This is a genomic window from Salinicoccus hispanicus (assembly GCF_009831115.1).
GTDB classification, from domain to species: domain Bacteria; phylum Bacillota; class Bacilli; order Staphylococcales; family Salinicoccaceae; genus Salinicoccus; species Salinicoccus hispanicus.
This window is the reverse complement of record NZ_WUUK01000001.1, coordinates 713,998-735,318: the sequence shown is the minus strand read 5'-3', so window position 1 is coordinate 735,318 and position 21,321 is coordinate 713,998. Positions and strand designations below refer to the sequence as shown.

Annotated in this window: 26 protein-coding genes and 2 tRNA genes; 22 read left to right on the top strand and 6 right to left on the bottom strand. The window is 42.7% G+C overall.

Annotated features, from left to right (window positions below):
• The first annotated feature begins 172 nt into the window (after positions 1 to 172).
• From trxA to GQ671_RS03685, 9 genes are all read left to right on the top strand, one after another.
• On the top strand, positions 173 to 487 hold the full coding sequence (gene trxA, locus GQ671_RS03725) for a thioredoxin (protein WP_160652856.1): 315 nt from the start codon (positions 173 to 175) through the stop codon (positions 485 to 487).
• A 57-nt stretch (positions 488 to 544) separates the two neighbouring features.
• A complete protein-coding gene (gene uvrC / locus GQ671_RS03720) occupies positions 545 to 2,314 on the top strand; it encodes an excinuclease ABC subunit UvrC (RefSeq protein WP_160652853.1) in 1,770 nt (589 codons plus the stop codon).
• A gap of 129 nt (positions 2,315 to 2,443) precedes the next feature.
• Entirely contained in the window at positions 2,444 to 3,055 is a 612-nt protein-coding gene (locus tag GQ671_RS03715; RefSeq protein ID WP_160652851.1) for a succinate dehydrogenase cytochrome b558 subunit, read from the top strand.
• A 15-nt stretch (positions 3,056 to 3,070) separates the two neighbouring features.
• Positions 3,071 to 4,840 carry a succinate dehydrogenase flavoprotein subunit gene (sdhA, locus tag GQ671_RS03710; RefSeq protein ID WP_160652848.1) on the top strand — a complete coding sequence of 590 codons (1,770 nt, stop codon included), beginning with the start codon at positions 3,071 to 3,073 and terminating at the stop codon, positions 4,838 to 4,840.
• The gene (sdhB, locus tag GQ671_RS03705; RefSeq protein WP_160652845.1) at positions 4,841 to 5,605 is read left to right on the top strand and encodes a succinate dehydrogenase iron-sulfur subunit; all 765 of its coding nucleotides are present in this window, start codon (positions 4,841 to 4,843) and stop codon (positions 5,603 to 5,605) included.
• Between the two features lie 87 nt (positions 5,606 to 5,692).
• Complete coding sequence (locus GQ671_RS03700) at positions 5,693 to 6,136, top strand: MarR family winged helix-turn-helix transcriptional regulator (protein WP_160652842.1); 444 nt, start codon at positions 5,693 to 5,695, stop codon at positions 6,134 to 6,136.
• Positions 6,129 to 6,935, top strand: a complete 807-nt coding sequence (racE, locus tag GQ671_RS03695) for a glutamate racemase (protein WP_160653544.1) — start codon at positions 6,129 to 6,131, stop codon at positions 6,933 to 6,935. The genes GQ671_RS03700 and racE overlap by 8 nt, the downstream gene beginning before the upstream one ends.
• Position 6,936: 1 nt before the next feature.
• Entirely contained in the window at positions 6,937 to 7,539 is a 603-nt protein-coding gene (rdgB, locus tag GQ671_RS03690) for an RdgB/HAM1 family non-canonical purine NTP pyrophosphatase (RefSeq protein WP_160652839.1), read from the top strand.
• Positions 7,540 to 7,544: 5 nt separating this feature from the next.
• A complete protein-coding gene (locus GQ671_RS03685; RefSeq protein ID WP_160652836.1) occupies positions 7,545 to 8,033 on the top strand; it encodes a YfcE family phosphodiesterase in 489 nt (162 codons plus the stop codon).
• A 17-nt stretch (positions 8,034 to 8,050) separates the two neighbouring features.
• Here the strand turns inward: GQ671_RS03685 and GQ671_RS03680 are convergent, their stop codons facing one another.
• A complete protein-coding gene (locus tag GQ671_RS03680; RefSeq protein ID WP_160652833.1) occupies positions 8,051 to 8,284 on the bottom strand; it encodes a hypothetical protein in 234 nt (77 codons plus the stop codon).
• A 47-nt stretch (positions 8,285 to 8,331) separates the two neighbouring features.
• Between GQ671_RS03680 and GQ671_RS03675 the strand changes: the two genes are divergently transcribed.
• The 4 genes from GQ671_RS03675 to GQ671_RS03660 all read left to right on the top strand — a co-directional run bounded on the left by GQ671_RS03675 (position 8,332) and on the right by GQ671_RS03660 (position 9,590).
• Complete coding sequence (locus tag GQ671_RS03675; RefSeq protein WP_160652830.1) at positions 8,332 to 8,703, top strand: thiol-disulfide oxidoreductase DCC family protein; 372 nt, start codon at positions 8,332 to 8,334, stop codon at positions 8,701 to 8,703.
• A 41-nt stretch (positions 8,704 to 8,744) separates the two neighbouring features.
• Entirely contained in the window at positions 8,745 to 9,287 is a 543-nt protein-coding gene (locus GQ671_RS03670; RefSeq protein WP_160652827.1) for a GNAT family N-acetyltransferase, read from the top strand.
• Between the two features lie 105 nt (positions 9,288 to 9,392).
• Positions 9,393 to 9,466 (top strand) — tRNA-Arg (locus GQ671_RS03665).
• Positions 9,467 to 9,516: 50 nt separating this feature from the next.
• Positions 9,517 to 9,590 (top strand) — tRNA-Arg (locus GQ671_RS03660).
• Positions 9,591 to 9,808: 218 nt separating this feature from the next.
• On the opposite strand, the gene GQ671_RS03655 is transcribed toward GQ671_RS03660, so the two are convergent.
• From GQ671_RS03655 to GQ671_RS03635, 5 genes are all read right to left on the bottom strand, one after another.
• Positions 9,809 to 10,018: a hypothetical protein gene (locus tag GQ671_RS03655; protein WP_211364881.1), complete on the bottom strand. Its 210-nt coding sequence runs from the start codon at positions 10,016 to 10,018 to the stop codon at positions 9,809 to 9,811.
• Positions 10,019 to 10,132: 114 nt separating this feature from the next.
• The gene (locus GQ671_RS03650) at positions 10,133 to 10,441 is read right to left on the bottom strand and encodes a hypothetical protein (protein WP_160652820.1); all 309 of its coding nucleotides are present in this window, start codon (positions 10,439 to 10,441) and stop codon (positions 10,133 to 10,135) included.
• 104 nt (positions 10,442 to 10,545) lie between these two features.
• On the bottom strand, positions 10,546 to 11,031 hold the full coding sequence (locus tag GQ671_RS03645) for a PH domain-containing protein (RefSeq protein ID WP_160652817.1): 486 nt from the start codon (positions 11,029 to 11,031) through the stop codon (positions 10,546 to 10,548).
• 108 nt (positions 11,032 to 11,139) lie between these two features.
• Positions 11,140 to 11,457: a hypothetical protein gene (locus GQ671_RS03640; RefSeq protein WP_211364880.1), complete on the bottom strand. Its 318-nt coding sequence runs from the start codon at positions 11,455 to 11,457 to the stop codon at positions 11,140 to 11,142.
• 77 nt (positions 11,458 to 11,534) lie between these two features.
• The gene (locus tag GQ671_RS03635; RefSeq protein ID WP_160652810.1) at positions 11,535 to 11,858 is read right to left on the bottom strand and encodes a hypothetical protein; all 324 of its coding nucleotides are present in this window, start codon (positions 11,856 to 11,858) and stop codon (positions 11,535 to 11,537) included.
• 149 nt (positions 11,859 to 12,007) lie between these two features.
• Here GQ671_RS03635 and GQ671_RS13065 point away from each other — a divergent pair, with 149 nt between their 5' ends.
• The 9 genes from GQ671_RS13065 (at position 12,008) to GQ671_RS03590 (ending at position 21,292) form a co-directional block, all read left to right on the top strand.
• Positions 12,008 to 12,112, top strand: coding sequence for a hypothetical protein (locus GQ671_RS13065; RefSeq protein WP_281354829.1), 105 nt, complete (start codon positions 12,008 to 12,010; stop codon positions 12,110 to 12,112).
• Positions 12,112 to 12,204: a BRO family protein gene (locus tag GQ671_RS13060; RefSeq protein ID WP_322789459.1), complete on the top strand. Its 93-nt coding sequence runs from the start codon at positions 12,112 to 12,114 to the stop codon at positions 12,202 to 12,204. Before GQ671_RS13065 ends, GQ671_RS13060 begins: the two co-directional genes overlap by 1 nt.
• A gap of 101 nt (positions 12,205 to 12,305) precedes the next feature.
• On the top strand, positions 12,306 to 12,680 hold the full coding sequence (locus GQ671_RS12975; RefSeq protein WP_246153123.1) for a transposase family protein: 375 nt from the start codon (positions 12,306 to 12,308) through the stop codon (positions 12,678 to 12,680).
• 75 nt (positions 12,681 to 12,755) lie between these two features.
• Positions 12,756 to 13,067, top strand: a complete 312-nt coding sequence (locus tag GQ671_RS13055; RefSeq protein WP_160652807.1) for an IS3 family transposase — start codon at positions 12,756 to 12,758, stop codon at positions 13,065 to 13,067.
• A 359-nt stretch (positions 13,068 to 13,426) separates the two neighbouring features.
• Positions 13,427 to 13,885: a hypothetical protein gene (locus GQ671_RS03610; protein ID WP_160652804.1), complete on the top strand. Its 459-nt coding sequence runs from the start codon at positions 13,427 to 13,429 to the stop codon at positions 13,883 to 13,885.
• Between the two features lie 34 nt (positions 13,886 to 13,919).
• Positions 13,920 to 14,630, top strand: coding sequence for a Cthe_2314 family HEPN domain-containing protein (locus GQ671_RS03605; protein WP_160652801.1), 711 nt, complete (start codon positions 13,920 to 13,922; stop codon positions 14,628 to 14,630).
• Positions 14,631 to 14,677: 47 nt separating this feature from the next.
• Positions 14,678 to 14,875, top strand: coding sequence for a hypothetical protein (locus tag GQ671_RS03600; protein WP_160652798.1), 198 nt, complete (start codon positions 14,678 to 14,680; stop codon positions 14,873 to 14,875).
• Between the two features lie 611 nt (positions 14,876 to 15,486).
• Positions 15,487 to 18,003, top strand: a complete 2,517-nt coding sequence (locus GQ671_RS03595) for a GH39 family glycosyl hydrolase (protein ID WP_160652792.1) — start codon at positions 15,487 to 15,489, stop codon at positions 18,001 to 18,003.
• A gap of 538 nt (positions 18,004 to 18,541) precedes the next feature.
• The gene (locus GQ671_RS03590; protein ID WP_160652789.1) at positions 18,542 to 21,292 is read left to right on the top strand and encodes a glycoside hydrolase family 3 N-terminal domain-containing protein; all 2,751 of its coding nucleotides are present in this window, start codon (positions 18,542 to 18,544) and stop codon (positions 21,290 to 21,292) included.
• Positions 21,293 to 21,321: the final 29 nt, after the last annotated feature.

The window sequence follows — 21,321 nt, the reverse complement described above, 5'->3', positions numbered from 1 at the left end:
ATGGATAATTTTGATATGTACAAACTCGCGAAAGTACTGATTGCAGTCGCAATTTTGATGTTTCTCAGCGGGATCGTCTACCTGATGTTCTTTGCATAGGCAGTAAGATTGAGGATTTATATATCCTCATGGTATAATTGGAACATAATCAACACAATGGAGGTAATTTCAAATGGCAATTATAGAAGTGAATGATCAGAATTTCAAACAAGAAGTGGAAAGTGGACTAAAATTGGTGGACTTCTGGGCACCATGGTGCGGACCTTGTAAAATGATCGCTCCTGTACTTGAAGAAGTTGCACAGGATGTCGAAGGCAAAGCTGACATCGCTAAATTGAATGTTGATGATAACCAGGCTACAGCCAGTGAATACGAAGTAATGAGCATTCCAACACTCATCCTCTTCAAAGATGGAGAACCTGTTGATAAAGTTGTCGGCTTCCAGCCGAAAGAACAGCTCGTTTCACTTATTGAAAAGCACTCATAATTTAAAGACAGCCGCCTTCGGGCGGCTTTTTTATAATATATATGTAGAGGGATCATTATGGAAGAACTTAAACTTAAACTGTCAGTGCTGCCGACTGAACCCGGCTGCTACCTGATGAAGGACCGGCATGGCATCGTCATCTATGTCGGCAAAGCCAAAAATCTGAGAAACAGGGTCAGGTCATACTTTACTGGTGCGCACGATGAGAAGACGATGCGGCTGGTCAAGGAGATTGTCGATTTCGACTTCATAGTGACCAATTCCGAAGTCGAATCGCTGCTGCTTGAGCTGAATCTGATCAAGAAGCACTACCCGAGATATAACATCCTGCTCAAGGACGACAAGAGCTATCCCTTCATCAAGATCACAAAGGAAAGGCACCCGAAGCTGATTGTCACAAGAACGGTCAAGCCTTCCACCGGTACATATTTCGGACCCTATCCGAATGCGTACAGTGCACATGAGACCAAAAAGCTGCTCGACCGCATCTACCCGCTCCGCAAATGCAATACAATGCCGGATAAACTGTGTCTGTACTACCATATCGGCCAGTGTCTGGGTCCATGTGTCTACGATGTCGAGGCAGAACAGTACAAGGAAATGATTGATGGCATCACCCGGTTCCTGAATGGGGAGACGAAACAGATTGTCGATGAACTCAAGGAGAAGATGGCAGTGGCATCTGAAAACCTGGAGTTTGAAAAAGCCAAGGAATACAGGGATCTTCTCGGGCATATCGAAGCAACGATGAACAAGCAGAAGATGATGACGAAGGATGTCACCGCAAGGGACTGCTTCGGCTTCAGTGTGTCAAAAGGCTGGATGGCTGTATCCGTACTGCTGATCAGAAACGGCAATCTGATCGAGAAGAAGGCGGACATGTTCCCGATCAATGACGATGTACAGGAAGAATTCTTCAGGTATATCGCCCAGTTCTATGACCTGAAATCAAACCTGCTGCCTAAAGAAGTGCATATTGCCAATGGCCTTGATCAGGAGGTCATCGATCAATACCTGCCTGTGACTGTCGTACAGCCTAAAAGGGGCCAGAAGCGGGAGATGGTTGATCTGGCAACGAAGAATGCTGAAATCGCTCTTGAAAACAAATTTGAAATGATCGAGAAGGATGAGGCACGGACCACCGGTGCCATCGATCGTCTGGGCGAAGTGCTCAATATCGAGACACCGATCCGCATAGAGGCATTCGACAACTCGAATATTCAGGGCGTCGACCCGGTCAGTGTCATGGTGTCGTTTGTCGATGGAAAACCAAGCAAGAAGGACTACCGGAAGTACAAGATCAGAACTGTCACCCAGCCCGATGACTATGCTTCGATGGCAGAAGCGGTGAGACGCAGGTATACGCGTGTGCGGAAAGAGGGGCTCCCTCTGCCCGATATGATCATTGTCGACGGTGGTGTCGGCCATATGAACACGGTCAAAGCTGTCCTCCTCGATGAACTGTCGCTCGATATACCGGTCGCCGGACTCGCCAAAAATGATAAGCATAAGACAGCGGAACTGCTTTACGGAGACCAGGCGGCAATTGTACCGCTGAAGAAGAATTCACAGGAGTTCTATCTGCTGCAGCGCATACAGGATGAGGTCCACAGGTTTGCCATCAGCTTTCATAGGAATACACGCCGCAAGACGTCCGTCACTTCAAGACTGGATGATATTGAAGGCGTGGGTCCAAAGCGCAAGCAGAAGCTGCTCACCCATTTCGGATCAATAAAAAGAATGAGCGAGAAGCAAGTCGAGGATTTCACTGAAATCGGTATTCCTGCCCCAATCGCAGAACGGATACTGGAAGCGCTTAATGCCTGATATCATAGGCTTTAATTTTCTCAATATTTTTTCATGTAACCTTCGGGGTCGCCTTGATTTATGTATACCTTGGGAGTAAAATGGTTCTTGTGTAAACTTATTTCATTGGAGAGTTAGGGGGGAATTCGAGTGTCGAAACAAGATTCAAGCTTTGCGATCAGACGTCTTCATTCTTTATTGGGAGTCATACCACTAGGTGTTTTTCTGATTCAGCACCTGCTGGTCAACCACACTGCAACCCGCAGTGAAGAGGCGTTCAATACAGCTTCGGAATTCATGGGCAGTCTGCCGTTTGTACTGTTTCTGGAGATATTTGTAATATATATTCCGATTCTGTTTCATGGTATCTACGGTATTTATATTGCGTTCACTGCGAGATATAATGTGGGTACATATAGCACATTCAGAAACTGGATGTTCCTTTTCCAGAGGGTCAGCGGTGTAATCGCCTTCATATTCATCGCCATACACGTCTACCAGACGAGAGTGCAGGTATTCTTTGGAACAGAAGTGGACTTTGACATGGTCCATCAGATTGTCGCAAATCCGGCATGGCTGGTATTCTACATCATCGGTATCATCGCGACAGTATACCACTTCGCCAATGGCCTATGGTCATTCATGGTGACATGGGGCTTCACACAATCCGACAGATCACAGCGCGTAATGAGCTATGTATCTGCCGTCATCTTTGTAGTTGTGAGCTTCATCGGTATACAGGCAATTTTGGCATTTATCTAATAAGGAGTGGACAGAATGGCTAATGATAAAATCATCGTTGTCGGTGGCGGACTCGCCGGACTGATGGCAACGATAAAAGCAGCTGAGGCAGGTGCTGAGGTAGACCTGTTCTCGATTGTGCCGGTAAAACGTTCTCACTCCGTATGTGCGCAAGGCGGAATCAATGGAGCAGTCAACACTAAAGGTGAGGGCGACTCTCCATCAATCCATTTTGACGACACGGTATACGGCGGGGATTTTCTGGCCAATCAGCCGCCGGTCAAAGAAATGACCGAAGCGGCACCACAGATCATCCACCTGCTCGACCGTATGGGTGTCATGTTCAACCGAACAGCTGAAGGTCTGCTCGACTTCAGAAGGTTCGGCGGTACGCTGCACCACAGGACGGCATTTGCCGGGGCAACGACAGGACAGCAGCTCCTGTATGCACTGGATGAGCAGGTCAGAAGCTATGAAGTGGATGGCCTCGTAAGAAAGTTTGAAGGCTGGGAATTTCTTGGTGCAGTACTCGACGACGAGGGGCGTGCACGCGGAATTACAGCACAGGAAGTCACAAGTGCCAACATCGAAACATTCAAGTCGGATGCGGTCATCATGGCGACAGGCGGGCCGGGGATCATCTTCGGCAAATCCACCAATTCCATGATCAACACCGGATCTGCAGCATCTGTTGTGTATCAGCAGGGTGCAATCTATGCAAATGGAGAATTCATCCAGATCCACCCGACAGCAATCCCGGGCGACGATAAACTGAGACTGATGAGTGAATCGGCACGCGGAGAAGGCGGTCGTATCTGGACATATAAAGATGGCAAGCCATGGTACTTCCTCGAAGAGAAATATCCGGACTACGGAAACCTCGTTCCACGTGATATCGCCACACGCGAAATCTTCGACGTCTGCGTCAACCAGAAGCTCGGCATCAATGGAGAGAACATGGTGTACCTCGACCTTTCACATAAAGATCCGCATGAGCTTGACGTGAAACTCGGCGGTATCATCGAAATCTATGAGAAGTTCACAGGTGACGACCCGCGCAAAGTACCGATGAAGATTTTCCCGGCAGTCCACTATTCAATGGGCGGCCTGTATGTGGATTATGATCAGATGACAAACATTCCTGGGCTGTTTGCAGCAGGGGAGTGCGACTATTCCCAGCATGGTGGCAATAGACTCGGGGCGAACTCGCTATTGTCCGCAATATACGGCGGCATGGTCGCTGGACCGAATGCAATCCAGTACGTCAAAGGTCTTGATTCCACTTATGAGGATCTGGATGACTCCGTCTTTGAGAAGCATGTGAAAGCTGAGCAGGAGAAGTTTGATGGTATAATGAACATGGATGGAGATGAGAACGCTTACGTCATCCACAAGGAGCTTGGCGAACTTATGACGGATAATGTTACAGTTGTCCGCCACAATGACAAGCTGCTTGAAACAGACAAACGTATTGTCGAACTGATGGACCGCTACAAGCGGATAAACATCAATGATACTAAAAAGTGGAGCAACCAGGCTGCGTTCTTTACTCGCCAGCTATGGAATATGCTTGTGCTTGCACGTGTCATCACGATCGGAGCATACAACAGGAACGAATCCCGTGGGGCGCATTTCAAACCTGATTTCCCTGAACGGAATGACGAAGAATGGCTCAAAACAACAAAAGCATATTTCGAAGGCCCACTGGAAGCACCGCGTTTCGAATACGAAGATGTTGATACAAGCCTCATCCCGCCTCGTAAAAGAGATTACTCGAAAAAGGCTGAAGGGAGTGCTAAAAAATAGATGAGTGAAAAAATGATCAAGTTCAGTATAAAGCGTCAGGAACATACAGATGCAAAATCGTACTGGGAAGAGTTCGAAGTCCCTTATCGTGAGAATATGAATGTCATCAGCGCGCTGATGGAAATCCAGAGGAATCCCGTCAATACAAAAGGTGAGAAAACGACACCTGTCACTTGGGATATGAACTGTCTCGAGGAGGTCTGCGGCGCCTGTTCCATGGTGATCAACGGCAGTGCACGACAGTCGTGTACCGCACTGGTGGACCAGCTGGAACAGCCGGTGAAGCTCGAACCGATGTCCACTTTCCCGATCGTGAAAGATCTTCAGGTCGACCGTACATTCATGTTCGACAGCCTGAAACGTGTCAAGGCGTGGGTGCCGATCGATGGTACGTACGACCTTGGTCCTGGACCAAGAATGCCTGAGAAGAAGCGCCAGACAGCCTATGAGCTATCAAAATGCATGACTTGCGGTGTATGCCTTGAAGTATGTCCGAACGTCAACGACAGTTCCGATTTCATGGGTGCAGCACCAATCAGTCAGGTCAGACTGTTCAACCTGCATCCGACAGGCAGCATGAACAAGAATGAACGCCTCGATGCACTGATGGGTGCAGGCGGCGTCGCTGAATGCGGTATGGCACAGAACTGTGTCAAGGCGTGCCCGAAAGGAATTCCTTTGACGACGTCCATTGCTGCAATGCAGAGGGAAACAAGCTTCCATATGTTCAAATCCTTCTTCGGAAGCGACCACGAAGTAGAATAGGCTGTAATGGGAAGAGCGCTGCTCTTCCTATTTTTTTATTTTCAATTACGTTATAATAGAAGAAATAATCAAGAAGGACTGGGGTCAATGAGCGATAGAGAATCCATCATATCCATAGAAAAATCAATAAGGTATATATCGGCGCATGTGAAAAGTCATGGCCGGGAGATACTTAAGAAGTATGAATTGTCTCCTTTGCAGTTTGTGGCCCTGCAGTGGGTGGATGACAAGGTCGGCATTACAATCGGCGAGCTGTCGAACAGGCTTGATCTGGCACATTCCACAACGACGGATATCGTCGATAAGCTGGAGAACGGCGGGTTTGTCGAAAGACAGAAGTATGAGAAGGACAAGCGTATTGTCCTTGTCCTCATGAAGGATAAAGGACTGCAGATCATCAAGGAAGTCATAGCAAAACGTGTTTCATACATATCTGAAATAACAGACCACCTTTCCTCTGAAGAGCGTGATATGCTGCCCGGCATTCTGGAATCGATACTGCATGAAAGTGAAAAAAAGAGCGATGAATAGGCCGATCGGTGTCATGGATTCAGGTGTTGGCGGTCTGACTGTCGCCAAGGAGATCATGAGACAGCTGCCGGATGAGTCGATCGTCTATTTCGGAGATCTCGACCGGTGTCCCTATGGCAGCCGTTCCATGGAGGAGGTCAGACGCTTTACACTGCAGGTTGCTGATCATCTTGTCAGCCGGGGCATCAAGATGCTGGTTGTGGCCTGCAATACGGCAACCGCAGCGGCGCTGCACATTCTTGAGAAGAGATATGACATTCCTGTCATCGGCGTCATCAATCCAGGGGCAAGGAGTGCCATACAGAGCAGTTCGAACCAGGATGTCATTGTTCTGGCCACTGAAGGGACTGTCGCTTCCGGTGCCTATCCGAAAGCAATCCATCAGATCAGCCACCGCTTCAAAATACAGAGTACCGCCTGCCCGAAGTTTGTCCCACTTGTAGAAGAGCTGAGATACAAGGACAAGGTGGTTGTACGCATCGTACTCCACCAGACATTGAAGCATCTTGCAGATACAAGAGCCGATACAGTCATCCTCGGATGCACACACTATCCCCTGCTGGCCGATGAAATCAAAGATTATTTCTACGGCAGGAAAAAAGTGATCGATTCCGGTTATGAGACTGCCCGCGAGGTCAGTGCGATGCTGACCATGCTCAAGGGGCATGCATCCCCCCAATCGAATCCTGAACATCTGATGATCGTCAATGGTGAGACCGGGCGTTTCGAGTATATACTGAAAGACTGGATGCCTTTCATCGAATACAGGCTGGAACAAGTTGAACTGAAGGAGGAATAGTATGGTGAAGATAGTAGTGGCCAGTGGCAATAAAGGAAAGATCAATGATTTCCAAGCGATTTTCCCGAATCATGACATTATAGGCATCAAGGAAATCCTGCCTGATTTTTCAGTGGAAGAGACGGAAGACACTTTCATCGGCAATGCTGTACTGAAGGCGGAAGCCGCTGCAGAGGCACTTGATATGCCGGTCGTGAGCGATGATTCCGGCCTTTCGGTCGATGCACTGGAGGATGCTCCTGGTGTCTACTCTGCCAGGTACGCAGGACCAGATGCGACGGATGAAGAAAACAACAGGAAACTGCTTTCTGCACTCGAAGGGGTAAGTGATCGCCACGCCCATTTCACAAGTGCCATCGCTCTGGCGATTCCGGGTATGGAGACAAGAACATATACCGGTGAACTGCATGGCGAAGTATTGGAGTCGCCTGAAGGAGAGCACGGTTTCGGCTATGATCCTCTATTCAGAACAGAAGATGGCAGACTGCTCGGCATGATTAGCACCGAAGAAAAAGGGGAAATAAGTCATAGAAGAAATGCACTCGATCGTCTGATGGAGGATAAGGAAGTCTTTAATGTACTCATACGATATAATGAGGGGTGACAGGAATGAAAATACTGATTGTCAGTGACAACCACGGCGAGCAGGGCATAGGGTACGAAGCGTTCGGCAGGAATGCCGGAGAATTGAACATTCATCTGGGTGACAGTGAATTCAGCTATGATGATACGGAAATGGCACACTTCGAGCGTGTAGCGGGTAATGTCGACACCGACAGCCGTTACCCGGTCGAAGGCTATAATGAAGAAGCACGGACTTTCTATACACACGGTCATTATTACGACATCAAAAAGAGCCGTGAAATCCTTGCCGACCGTGCCCGTGAATACGAGGCAAAGTATGCATTCTATGGCCATTCCCACGTTGCAAAGGCTGAGAAGGTCGGTGACATCTACTGCATCAATCCGGGCAGTATTTCCAACTCCAAAGGTGAATTGCAAGAATCCTACGCAGTGCTCGACACTTCAAGCAATATTGTCACTTTCCTGAGCAGAGACCATCAAGTATTGCGGGAAATAGATTTGGATACACTGTAGACCAGGGGGCGCCTGGTCTATTTTATTAGAAATGACAGCAGCATGATGACCGTAAGAAATAGAATGGTCCACTCCATCGTGCCCCGGCCATCCCGGAATCGCATGCTGGCTGCAGTCGAGATGATCAGCAGGAGGGAGAGGACGATGAATATTGCAGGGCGCATTTCGAATGTCGTATACCGGATGGTCAGGTAGAGTATGGAGAGAACGACGAAATAGGTCGCCATATATATTCTGATAGGGCTTTTCATATGTATGCTTTTCCTTTCCCGTAGTCCGTAATCAAGGAGTGTCAATTATGAATATACTTTATTTCGATGACGATTGCATCATCTGCAACCGATTCGCAAAAATCATCACAAGGCTCGACCGCAAGGATATACTGCGCTTCACGCCCATATCAGCACTGGATGGGATCATCCCGGAGCATATCGATTCCGTCGTATACTATTCGGATGACATGTACCTTCATTCCGATGCCATCATCGAAGTTCTGGCAGATACAACAAGAGTCGGAGCCATCCGGCTGCTGAAGATCATTCCGGTATGCTGGCGCAACGCACTGTACCGTTTCATTGCCAGCAACCGCTACCGGCTGAATGAGAAGATGGCATGTACCATCGATACCGAGGTCAGAAAGAAAATCATCAGTTCCGACAGCCCATCATGAGTATTCGAGTCCCACAACAATCATTATAGAAGGAATGTGTTATGGTGATCATTAAAGTCGATGCAGAAATTGAACTCAGAGCAGTACAGCAGAAAGATTATGAAATGGTCTATGATGCGGTGGACCAGAACCGCAGTCATCTCAGAAGGTGGCTGCCGTGGGTCGATTACATGAAAAGTGCAGAGGAGTACGTTGAAATCATCAAGGCATGGCAGGAGATCATCGATAATGGAACAGGTCTGCAGCTCGGCATATTCTATAAAGGCGAATTCGTCGGCATGTGCGGCTACAACGAAATCGTGTCACTGAGCAGCCGGGGTCAGATCGGATATTGGCTCACCAAGGACGCCCAGGGCAAAGGCGTTGCCAGCCGTTCCATCAGGCGGCTTGTCTCCTATGGATTCGATACGCTCAAACTCAATAGGATTGAAATCATATGCGGCGTATACAACTATAGAAGCCGTGCACTGCCCGAAGCGATGGGGTTCGTGGAAGAGGGCATACTTGCCGATTACGAATTCCTATATGACCATTTCCATGACTGCATCATGTATCGGCAGCTCAAAAAGGAATATAAAGGATGAAGTTTTAAAATTCCCTGTACCCCAGGTGTAATAAAACATCATTAATTTCCTATAGACGTTTGACTTTTGACCTCGAAATTGATTATAATTGTATTTGTTCGATTGGTCCTGGTAGCTCAGCCGGATAGAGCAATAGCCTTCTAAGCTATCGGTCGGGGGTTCGAATCCCTCCCAGGACGTTTTAAAAAGAACCCCATCTACGGGGTTCATTTTTTTATCATCATATCATGTCCCAGTAGCTCAGCAGGATAGAGCGACAGCCTCCTAAGCTGTAGGTCGGGGGTTCGACTCCCTCCTGGGACGTAAAATTGAAAAAGTGTCTCTTTTGAAGCTCTGTAACCATAAGGTTGCAGGGTTTTTATTTTTGTCTTAGTTGAATAAGGGGTACTAAAGACAATTAATCTGGTCAATATTTGGACGATATCTCCCATACCCCCTAGGAATATAAGTATTTTATCATTTTTATAGTTGTTCCAAATTTTTTGGATTACAAGACCTTTCTTCCTGGCGTTCATCCATTATTAATAATACTCAACCAGCAACACATTGGATATTGCATCGCCCCTGGAGGATTCATTAACAATCCTTCTGATCTGTGCTTCAACATCCACTTTCATACTGAATCCTTGCTTCCTATACCGTTTTCCATTGTATCTGAAACCATATCCATATTTTCCATTGATCTTTATAGCTTTTTTAATCATCACCCCTAAGTTAAAGTAGTTATGCATGTCTGCTCAATCAGCATGTCTATATGCAGCAATGGCATGTCAAACAGCATATCAAAGTAGTTGGCAACCTGTTGGGTCTTGTACAGTCATGCTTCACAACCAGCTTCTCAGGCATCATGAGGAGTAGGGCAAACTTATTACCTTTGGCTTCCTGCATTCATTAAAGTCGTCTGGCATCACTCTCTGATCTGTATAGTGCAGCAAAATGTGTTCCAACTCGTGCCAGAATGATTTGTACATCTCGAATCGTTTGTCGAATCGTAAACCGATGATATCTATGCCTTTCTTATGAACATAGAGATCCTTTTTGTGGTTAAACATAACATGGACATCAAACATATCAGGCAGGTGCTCGATGGATAGATCCAGTCGATCCACCACACATATATTCACAATCTCGTTGATTTTCTCTTCGATTCTCATCAAAATCCCTCTTGAATCAGAACCTACGTTCATTTTTAAGTTTAAAAAAGACTGACCACCAGAAATCGATGGTCAGTCGGTGTATATTATTCAACTTGGTAAGATCATAGGTTTAATAACTGTTCTTTTTTTCGATCATATTCTTCCTGAGTTATTGCATCTAAATCCAATAGCTCTTTCAGTTTCTTCAATTGGTCAAGAGAATCATTCTTGACATCCCCTGTTGAAGAGCCTTTCTTACCAATCTTTGATTCTACATAATCCATAAATTCTTGGTATTCAGCATCTTGAATCCATTTTAGATTAACCTCATTACCCGAAGAATAAAAAGTCAGTGTATTTCCTAACATTTTCTTTCCAGATTCTATAGATGAAATGTTCTCATATTTGAATGATTCTGAGTCATACCCAGTGAGTCTAGAAGCATAGAATACAAGCCTTTCTTTAGTAGCAATCAAGATACCATTTTTAACTGTATCAGCACCAAGAGACTTTGTTTCGTAAGTTCCAGATAGTACAAATTGTATTTCTTCCCCATCCTTTAATACAGCTTTTTGTGCCATTTTGATATTTTTCTTTTTATTAGCCATTTTCTTTCCTCCTTATATAATGAATAAAGAACAGAAGCACATGATTTTTCTTAGTATAATTGCGTATGAATGTAAATCAATTGAAAGCCGATGGTCAGCAGGTGTAGATTACTTATTTAATGCAGCGTGTTCCCACCATTCAGTTGCAAGGTCTGGCAAGTTCTCTTGGACAGTCAGTGAGTTATTCGGATTGATACGATCTAGAAATTCCTGATTGCAATTAGAGTGAATTACATCCTCAACACTTTTTTCACCATATTGATCTACCAATGGAAGAGCAGCAGATATACCGAAACTATCAAAGGTATAATCAAGCTCTTTTAAGGCGGATACAATGTCAGTGAAATCCATCGTCATACTACGCTTAGTCATGCCGACTGATAGATTTTCAAATCCTATGGAAAAACTATTAATAGGAGCAATCAAACCAAAAACCTTCCAAGTGTAGAGATTGAGTTCAATACAAAAGAGTTGCAAAAATCATTGCCGATTTACAACAAGAATTAAATACCATCAAATAGTTGATTAGCGGCATATTCCTCAGTAGCTGTTCCGATCATACTATCCCAATCTGCAAAGTTAGAATTTGACTTTACAAACTCATTCCATTCATTGCTGTTTTGGATTTCTTTAAACTCTTCGTTTGTTATATCAGAGTCGAAGTCATCCATAAACTCTTGCATGCTGGTATACTTCGTATTCTTAGACATAAAAGATTCAGGAAACAAATCTACGAAGCTCACAGTATTGTCGCTATCAAGTTCTTGAGCATTTTTAGCAATACGGTTAAGTTTCTTTTCGAACTCATCAAATCCTTTGAATTTCATTATTTCACCCTCTTCCTTAAGGAATATTATACTAGAAAAGAAGGTAGAGCATAAAAGGATTAAGAATATTCAGTTTTAAATAAAAGAACGTTTGAACATTACAGGTTAACGATGAACCATATTTTGTCGCAAAAGATGTTACCGATGTTTTGGGTTACGCCAATTCTAGAGGTGCAATTTGGAAGCACGTTGATTCTGAGGATAAGCTGATGTCACAAATCAATACGGCAAGTCAAAGAAAAACCAAACGGTAATCAACGAATCCGGTTTATATTCATTCATTTTTAGCAGTTATTTAAATGCAACTAAACGATTCAAGCGCTGGGTCACCTCAGAGGCTTTCTAAAATTTGTAGAATAGGAAAGCGCGAAACATCAAAGGATCTAATAGAAATTATAAGAATCCAGTTCGAAGCCTTGGACAAGACGAATAAGAAAGTGGAAACCATTGAAAAAGATGTTACGTACCTTAAAAACCGAGGTGAAGCTTGAAGTTGGTGAATATCACTATATCAACCGTCAAGTCGGCAAAACAGTGGTGGAGACTGTCAGAGCATTTGCCTATGCAAATCGAAAAGTATCAAAACGAAATTATTTAAAGATATTAACCGAGGCATTAATGAAGTCGCTTGTGTTAAGAGACACATACAACTCATACAAAAACACTTCAACCTGGTTATTGATTTTATTAATGAGTGGTTGCCTCAACCGCAACATGCTTAAAGGTGCAACAGATGTCACTGAATTTGCTTTGTCGGTTCCGGGATCCAGGCTGTATCTGCCAACAGTGATGGATACCTACAACTCAGAAATCATCTCTTAGAGAGTCAGTCGTACGCCAAACTCGGATATTGCTTTAGCATCCATCAAAGAGGCGTTGGAAAGTGCGGACGCCCCGATGCATGATCTGACTTTCCATTCTGACCAGAGTTACTACTACCAACATTGTTCTATCGTTGAGCTATTGAAAGCACATAATGTCAGTCAGAGCATGTCCAGAAAAAGCAATTGCTTGAATAATGCACTGATGGAAAATCTATTTGGTCTGCTCAAACAGGAAATGTTTTACGAAAAGGTATTTGAATCTTATAAGGCACTGGAAAAGGAAATTCATGAGTATGTAAAATTTTATAACCACAATTGGATTAAGACAAAACTAAAAGGCATGTCCTCCGTTCAATACAGGGAACATACTTTGGAATCAGCATAATCTCGAAAGTTCAATTTTGGGTATCGCGTCAATATGGAAGGTTTTTATTATGTAGCAGGAGAGCTGGGCTCCTTCTGGTGTTAAATCTGTGATTGCGACGTCAAAGGCTACTTAGGGACGTGACGCTTATGGGCCTTAACCTTGGTTCCATCGGTACGGTAATACCGAGAAACCTTTACAGTCATAGGACCTCTGCGCTTAGGCGAACATGAACATTTTCCACGTCTAGCCATAACTACGCACCTCCTGGGATAATCCCACTGAATATTAAGAAGTGCAGTCGCCTAGATCCTGCTACTGACTATTATACTAAATATTGCTATAATTTAAATAAGTTATAAAGGAGGGAGTAATGGAATATGAATCTAGAAAAAAAAGAAGAAAATGCTTACGATATGATATCCTCTATATTTCACGAGAGTAAAAAAGATTTTGAAGGAAATGAAATTGGTAAATTGAACTTGCAGTTTCTAGAAGAGTCTTTTGTGTTCATAAATTTAGTTAAGTTAGTAAGTAAAGGGCATGTTTCTGTTGGAGATTATAGGATATTATATTTCCATTCTGATAGTCGTGCTCTATTAGTTAACGATGAGAGCGTCCTTAATATAGAGAATATAGGCGAAAAACTATCGATTACTAAGTATTCTAGGTGCATAGAAATTTGCGAGAAAGATTTCAGTAAACCTAGTCCAGGACAAATTCCACTACTCCAAAAGGTTACACTCACTTACCATTCCGGTAAAAAAATAGAGCTATCTAAAAAAGATACATGGGATTATAAAATATTCGATAATGTAATGGCTCAGTTCTCTAATTAGTTTTTATGAAGGTTTTCCTTAGGTTAGTTTGAAGATGAATAGTGTATTTGTTGAAATGTTTAAACAAAAGGATGAGTTTATGGTTTCGCCAATGAAATATGATGAAAATTACTGTTTAGGTGTCCATAACGCGTTAAGAGATAGATATTTGAATCTCTATATAGGGAGATATAGCCTTGAATGGGCTCTAGGTTTTAGATTGTTAAAGTTTTCAGGAGATGTTAATCCTGTTATACAATCTATTAACATAACAATTAATAATCTTTTTGCTTCATACTCACTCACTGATTATCAGAAATATTTATTAAGTAAAACACCAAAAGAAAACAAGGATTATTATTGGTATTTATATCATTTAGACAGATTAGCATCTGATATATCGACATTAAAAGATTTACAATTAATACTTATAAACAGAGTAAATGAGCTACAGTACGATGAGAGATATATTAGGCGTGAGTTCTTTAAAAAATGTAAATTAGAACCCTTGAGGAATATTATCTTTGACCACAAATTTAGAACAAGTGAAATCAGGAATGATTTTACTCATTCTGTGAAGCCATTCGTTTTTCAAAATGAGATAATTACGCAAGGTGGCATACTTGCTTTGGGACAAGGTGATAGAAAACTGGACATGGATAGAGATCATTGGAAAATAGATTATGACTTTTTACTTATTTTAGATAGAATGGATAAGCTAATCGATCACCTTAGATTATCTAGATTGCATTTCGAGGACGAATGATGTGAAGTACTTTATTACTTGACTACATAAACAAAGGAGATGGTTATGTGCACAAAGTTATAATAAATGCACAAAGCAGTGATGGTCTGAACGAAAGTCAAAACTTTATTGCTGAAATACCAGAAGTTGGAGATGATTTTCTCTTTGAAGAATATAGTGAAACATGGATTGTTACAGGTGTTGAGGAGTATACGGACTATGCAGGTAATGAAGCGATTGTTGATATTATTTTAGAAGATAAGTAGTTTTGACTAGTACTATCTGGACACCTCTTAGGGTGTCTTTTTTGTGATGCAAATACATAAATAGATAAAGATGATGTGGTAAGCAAGCTTAATCAGAGGCAAAAGGCGTTTGATGAGGCGTATGCAATTCCAAGAGGTGAAACCTATGGGGATATAATTTATGCTCGTTATACATGCAGACGACAGTCTAGCGAGCATAAATTATTTAAGCGGGTACGTCACATCTGAAAAGACATCCTTTATCGTCTCAGGTAAAAACAGGTTTGATAAAAATGCTACAGATAAAAGTAATTCAATAAGTATTAACTTTCTTTATTTATATCTGTTGTGTTTATAGCTATGTTTAATGGCAAAACACTTGTTAAAATCAAAATCAGAGTTGAAGCTGTTGCGATATATTTTAAGGTAATATTTTTAACCTAATTATCACTTCCTTGTACATTACTACTGTAATCCAAAATAATGAAATGGCAGGCGTTTTTCTACAACCTTATTGTAACGCCTTTTCAATTTGGATAGTATTAGAAGTAACGACCATACCTGAGTTCTTGAAAAACCATGTAGTTATTTTTATATCGATTATGAACAATTTTGTAGAGGAGCGGTGAGGCATGCACTACAAATATGAGCAGATAGATTATCAAGTTGATCTGCCGATCAACATTTTCACACATACAGTTGAACAGTTTCCCTTTCACTGGCATGAAGCGACTGAGATTCTTTTTGTTTTGGAAGGGGAACTGGATATCAGGGTCAACCAGGATGACTACCGACTGGAGACGGGTGATGTTTTTCTTGTGAATGAAAATGAACTGCATTTCATCAGCTCCAGGACCGGGTTTGGGCAGACACATCTGTTGGTTCTGCAATATGACAATAGATATTTCAGAAATCTGGATATTGATATTGAGCAGAAAAGCTTCTATTTAAACTCAAAAGAAGTAGAAGATGAATCCATATTTGTATTGGATGAGATAAAATATATTCTGGCCAATATGATGGACCTGGTATTGAATCAGAAAAACCTTTACGATCTTAAGATTAAAAAAATGCTGTTGGATCTTGTAGTCATTCTTCTGGAACATTTTGAAGTTCCGGCAAAAGCAAAGAAAAAGCGGCTGGAAGATGATCAGAGGCTCGTAAATATACTTCAATATATGAATGAACAATGTATGGAAGTCCATTTTGGATTGCAGGATGTGGCAAAAGAGTTTTCATTGAATCCCCATTATCTATCAAGGTATTTCAAGTCGAATGTGGGAGTATCCCTGAAGAAATACCTGGATAATATGCGTTTGAATAAATCATTGCTGACTTTACGGACAACAGATGAGACTGTAACAGATATAGCACTCAAATTTGGGTTTCCAGACAGCAAGTCTTATTACAGGGTCTTCAAGGAAACAATGGGGATAACACCAATACAATATCGGGAACAATACCGAATAGAGTTGAAGAAAGGCGTCATAAAGGATTACTTGAGCATCAACAGCAAGGAATCATTCGTAAACCTATTCAAATACCTGGATCGTAAAGATATTGGTGGTTCCACAGTTAAAAAAGTAGAACCCAAAACAATTGATCTGAGTAGACATTCAAAAGGAATAAATCGCTCTTTCACAGAATTGATGACTTTCGGTTTTGCGCCTCACGCGCTGAGAAAGGATTTTTATGATCAATTGAAACAGATCCAGGACGAGATTGGGTTCGAATATATTCGATTCCATGGAATCTTTTCAGATCAGCTCCTGGTCTATAATGAAAGATCGGATGGCTCCTACTATTTTAAATTCAATCATATCGACTCTCTATTGGACAACCTGCTTGAGGTCCGTCTGAAACCTTTTATTGAACTAGGATTTATGCCGAAGGATCTGGCAAGTACTGATAAAAAACTATTTTCATGGGAGGCATTCATATCCCCGCCAAAAGACATGGAGAGATGGCTTGGTCTACTGGATGCATTCTTCAGGCATCTGATTAATCGATATGGACTGCAGGAAGTCAGAACATGGTATTTTGAGTTTTGGAATGAACCGGAAGTGGAACAGTTCTGGGCTGGGACGAGGCAGGAGTTCTTTGCCTTTTATGCGGAGAGCTACAGATGCATCAAAGCAATTGATCCTGAAATAAAAATTGGAGGATTTGGAATCATTGATTTTTTTAGGAGTCAAAAATGGTTAGATGATTTTGAGGCCTTTACCCATAAGGAAGAGGTTGGTGTAGATTTCTTTTCTTTCCATGTCTATAATCTATCCACTAATATTCCGACTCAATCTGAGACACCACAGATAAAGAGTGATGATGCATTAACAAAAACCGGTATCCAGGAAATAGCGGAATCAGGCAGCATTATGCTGGGTGATGAAGATAATTTTTCTGCCCGCATTGACCACATCATCGATAAGAGTAGAGGATTGCCATCAATCAATAAAGAACTGTGGATAACGGAATGGAATGCGAATCCTGATAGCAGGGACCTGTTACACGATACATGTTATATGGGAACTTTCATTACTAAAAGCGTTATCGAAAACTTTGAAAAAGTAAAAGGAATGGGTTTTTGGACATTTACGGACATATTCGATGAGTTCCGATTGGAGCAGCCGCTCTTCCATGGCGGATTTGGTCTATTGACTTATAATGGCATCAAAAAGGCCGGATACCATGCATTCCTTTTCCTAAGCAGGCTTGGTGAATATCTTGTGGCAAAAGATGATGATATGATCATCACCAGAAGCGGCGAAGATTACCAGATACTCCTTATCAATTACAATCATCCCAACCACTTATACAGATCATTTGATTATTCCCAACTGTCACCGACGAGTCGTCATAAGGTATTTGAGGATGAACGTGTCAAGTCCATTCACTTAACTTTAAAGGATCTAGATGGGGAGTACATAGTAAAGAAGCAGTATGTTAACAGCCAACAGGGATCTTCCTATGATGCTTGGGTCGATATCGGAGCACCCGAGGTTATGGACAAGGATACAATAAAATATATTAGAGGAAGATCGGAACCGGGAGTTGAAATCGAGCATGTTTCTGCACGAAAAGCGTACAGCCTGGAAACGTCATTGCAACCGCATGAAATACAATTGATCGAGATAAAACGTGCATATTGAGACCAGCTGGTATGTTCCGAAACCGTACATCTGAATATAAGAGAAGCACAAAATGGACGCTGTCATTAAATAATGACAGTGTTCATTTATTATATAAGTCAATAATCGGAACAGCACTTATTAAATAATGGAATGTATACGGAGGTGTCAGATAGTATATTGTAATTAATTCTGTAAGAAAATACTTCTAATTATTCTTTCGGATAATAGATGCGGGGAGGTCTGGCAAAGCATTAATCATGCATCTAATCAGAATAGTGCGATCAGTTTTTAAAAATAGAGTCAGAAAGAACCAATTTTTTTGGTTTTAAATGAAAGCGTTATCTTTATGGTATCGGATGCAGTGTTTGTTGATTTGAATTGGAACTGCGAAGTCCGCATCTGATGGACAGGATTGCACTTGATGCTACATATACTCATTCATTCATTTCAACCAGGAGGATGTTGGGCAGAACAACGTAAAATTATCAGAACGGAATTAGATGAAGCTGGACAGCAATCCAAATTTAAAAGGGCCAAAAGCTGAAGGGGGAACCTCATGTTCAAGTACTTTAAAAAGAAAAGAGAGAAGAAGCAGGAAATACTGCATCGTGTGAAGACAGATAAGGCGAAGCGTAAAGAAAGAAAACAGGAAATTGCTGCTTTGCCGGGAACAGAACGAAAGGCAGAAATTAAAGGTGATAAACTTTCGCGAAAAAAGCAGAAACAGCAAAGAAAAGAAGAATTGAAAACCTCAAGCCGTAAAGAAAGAAGAGCGGCGAAAAAAGATGCCAGAATGTATAGGAAACTAAAAAATAGACCAGTACGTTTCGCAGGCTGGTCCGTACTGGCTGCACTGCTACTGGTCATTGTGGTGACGGTAGGACCTACAGTTGCAAGTGTAGTTGGAAACTTGAGTGGTAAACATATTACAATTGATACAACAAGCGAAGAAGCCGATGAAGCAAGGGCAGCCGCTGATCAGGTTTCAGAAGAGATTGCGGATGAAGGACTGGTGTTATTAAAGAATGATAATGATTCTCTGCCATTGGAAGATGAAAAGATCAATGTGTTTGGCTCCACAGCCTTTACGTTCAAGTATGGCGGGGGTGGGTCTGGTGCATCCGATCTGAGTCGTGCTGTGAATCTATTCGACGCACTTGCAGATGCAGGGATTGATTACAATGAGGACCTATATGATTACTACGCTGGATTGCCTGAATTGGAAGAATCCGTAGGAAATACAGATGCCGGGATTGTTCAAGTCTTCAAAGGGATGGTGAGCAGTGATGAAGCAGCAGGTGAACCCGATGTATCAGATGAAGCTATAGACCAAGCGAAAGCATACTCTGAAAATGCGATGATCATCGTTCAATCGGAGGGTGTAGAGGCTTCAGATATAAGTGATAATCAATTGAAACTATCAGATGAAATGGATCGCCTGATTGAAAAAGTAACTGACAACTTCAGCAACGTTACAATTGTGGTTAACGCTGGTAATACACTGGAGCTCGGATTTGTCGAGGCGTATCCAAGTATCCAGTCTGTTATCTGGACAGGGACGCCGGGTCCATTGGGAACACGTTCTCTCGCCGAGGCTCTTTCAGGGGAACTGAATCCTTCAGGCCGTATTACAGATACGTATGCGTATGATACTGAATCTTCACCTGCGAGTGAAAATTTTGGAGACTACAAGTATGATAATCTGGATAAAGCCTATCTCAACTATGAAGAAGGCATCTACGTAGGATACAGGTATTATGAAACTTTTTATGAAGGAGATGAAGAAGGCTACAATCAAGCCGTTCAATTTCCTTTCGGACACGGTCTGAGCTATACCACATTTGATTGGAATATAGTCGACCAGGAATTGGATAATGATTCCATCGAACTGGAGGTTGAAGTGACGAATACAGGCGAAGTGGCTGGTAAAGATGTTGTTCAACTTTATTATTCTGCGCCCTATACTCCAGGAGGCATTGAAAAGTCTGCCATCAACCTGGTGTCATTTGAGAAAACAGGCTCACTTGAACCAGGAGAGTCTGAAGTATTGACCATCAGTTATGATACAAGAGACATGGCTTCTTACGATATATCAGATGAGAACTACATTTTGGAGAATGGAACATATGAAATTAAACTTGGCAGGAACGTCCATGAAATCGACGATACGCTGGACTTCGAAATAGCTGAAGATATTGTATACCAGACAGACACTGATACAGGAACAGAATACGAGAACCGTTTTACGGAATCAGAAAATGAATTGACAGTTCTTTCGCGTAATGACTGGGAGGGCACGTACCCATCAGACCAGAATGACTCAAAAGTTGCCTCTGATAAAGTGATTGAAAGAGTTCAGGGGCATGAATATAATGACGATGTGGAAATGCCTGAGACAGGCGCTGAGAACGGTCTTCTATTGGAAGATCTGAAAGGGCTCGACTACGATGATCCTTTATGGGACGAATTTCTGGATCAGTTGACTGTAGATCAGATGATCGATTATGTAACAGAAGGTGCCTATCACACAAGAGAGATTGATGAACACGGTATTCCGAATACAGTTCTGATGGATGGGCCTGCCGGATTCAGCTTCTTCGGATTCAAACAGGTTGAAGCCGGTGCCTATCCGACGGAAATCGTTGTCGCATCCACCTGGAATAAAGAGCTGGCGTATGAGATGGGTGATATGATCGGACAGGAAGCAAAAGCATACGGAATCCACGGGTGGTATGCTCCAGCACTTAATATTCATCGTTCGCCACTTGGGGGCAGAAACTTTGAGTATATGTCGGAAGATCCTGTCCTGAACGGCATGATTGGCGCGGGTATGGCGAAAGGTGCTCAGGATCAGGGTGTCACAGTATTCATGAAACACTTCATAATGAATGAGCAAGAGACGAATGCACGTTCCGGTCTGCTGGTGTGGTCCGATGAACAAACGATGCGGGAAATTCATCTGCGTCCTTTTGAAATGGCTGTAAAAGAAGCGGGTGTCACTGGTGCAATGTCCAGTTTTTCCTATATTGATGGAAAATGGGCAAACCCTGCATTATTGAATGGAATGCTTAGAGATGAGTGGGGCTTTCAAGGTGTTGTATCTTCAGATGCGGTATTCGGGTTTATGGAAGCACCACAAGCTGTTACATCCGGCAATGATCTGATGTTGGATGTTCTAACGGCCCCAGATCAAAAGCAGCGATTGGAAGAAGCGCATGAGGAGCATCCGGAAGCGATAACAGCCGGTCTGCGAAACAGTATGCATAATTCATTATATACAACACTCAAAACGCACATTTCCAATTGACGATATTACTCTTGGCAGAATAGGAAGGC

Excerpts from the sequence above, each read along its gene's own strand:
- trxA (WP_160652856.1), top strand. The coding sequence starts at position 173 with ATGGCAATTATAGAAGTGAATGATCAGAATTTCAAACAAGAAGTGGAA.
- uvrC (WP_160652853.1), top strand. The coding sequence starts at position 545 with ATGGAAGAACTTAAACTTAAACTGTCAGTGCTGCCGACTGAACCCGGC.
- sdhA (WP_160652848.1), top strand. The coding sequence starts at position 3,071 with ATGGCTAATGATAAAATCATCGTTGTCGGTGGCGGACTCGCCGGACTG.
- sdhB (WP_160652845.1), top strand. The coding sequence starts at position 4,841 with ATGAGTGAAAAAATGATCAAGTTCAGTATAAAGCGTCAGGAACATACA.
- GQ671_RS03700 (WP_160652842.1), top strand. The coding sequence starts at position 5,693 with ATGAGCGATAGAGAATCCATCATATCCATAGAAAAATCAATAAGGTAT.
- racE (WP_160653544.1), top strand. The coding sequence starts at position 6,129 with ATGAATAGGCCGATCGGTGTCATGGATTCAGGTGTTGGCGGTCTGACT.
- rdgB (WP_160652839.1), top strand. The coding sequence starts at position 6,937 with ATGGTGAAGATAGTAGTGGCCAGTGGCAATAAAGGAAAGATCAATGAT.
- GQ671_RS03685 (WP_160652836.1), top strand. The coding sequence starts at position 7,545 with ATGAAAATACTGATTGTCAGTGACAACCACGGCGAGCAGGGCATAGGG.
- GQ671_RS03680 (WP_160652833.1), bottom strand. The coding sequence starts at position 8,284 with ATGAAAAGCCCTATCAGAATATATATGGCGACCTATTTCGTCGTTCTC.
- GQ671_RS03675 (WP_160652830.1), top strand. The coding sequence starts at position 8,332 with ATGAATATACTTTATTTCGATGACGATTGCATCATCTGCAACCGATTC.
- GQ671_RS03670 (WP_160652827.1), top strand. The coding sequence starts at position 8,745 with ATGGTGATCATTAAAGTCGATGCAGAAATTGAACTCAGAGCAGTACAG.
- GQ671_RS03655 (WP_211364881.1), bottom strand. The coding sequence starts at position 10,018 with ATGCATAACTACTTTAACTTAGGGGTGATGATTAAAAAAGCTATAAAG.
- GQ671_RS03650 (WP_160652820.1), bottom strand. The coding sequence starts at position 10,441 with ATGAGAATCGAAGAGAAAATCAACGAGATTGTGAATATATGTGTGGTG.
- GQ671_RS03645 (WP_160652817.1), bottom strand. The coding sequence starts at position 11,031 with ATGGCTAATAAAAAGAAAAATATCAAAATGGCACAAAAAGCTGTATTA.
- GQ671_RS03635 (WP_160652810.1), bottom strand. The coding sequence starts at position 11,858 with ATGAAATTCAAAGGATTTGATGAGTTCGAAAAGAAACTTAACCGTATT.
- GQ671_RS13055 (WP_160652807.1), top strand. The coding sequence starts at position 12,756 with ATGCATGATCTGACTTTCCATTCTGACCAGAGTTACTACTACCAACAT.
- GQ671_RS03610 (WP_160652804.1), top strand. The coding sequence starts at position 13,427 with ATGAATCTAGAAAAAAAAGAAGAAAATGCTTACGATATGATATCCTCT.
- GQ671_RS03605 (WP_160652801.1), top strand. The coding sequence starts at position 13,920 with ATGAATAGTGTATTTGTTGAAATGTTTAAACAAAAGGATGAGTTTATG.
- GQ671_RS03595 (WP_160652792.1), top strand. The coding sequence starts at position 15,487 with ATGCACTACAAATATGAGCAGATAGATTATCAAGTTGATCTGCCGATC.
- GQ671_RS03590 (WP_160652789.1), top strand. The coding sequence starts at position 18,542 with ATGTTCAAGTACTTTAAAAAGAAAAGAGAGAAGAAGCAGGAAATACTG.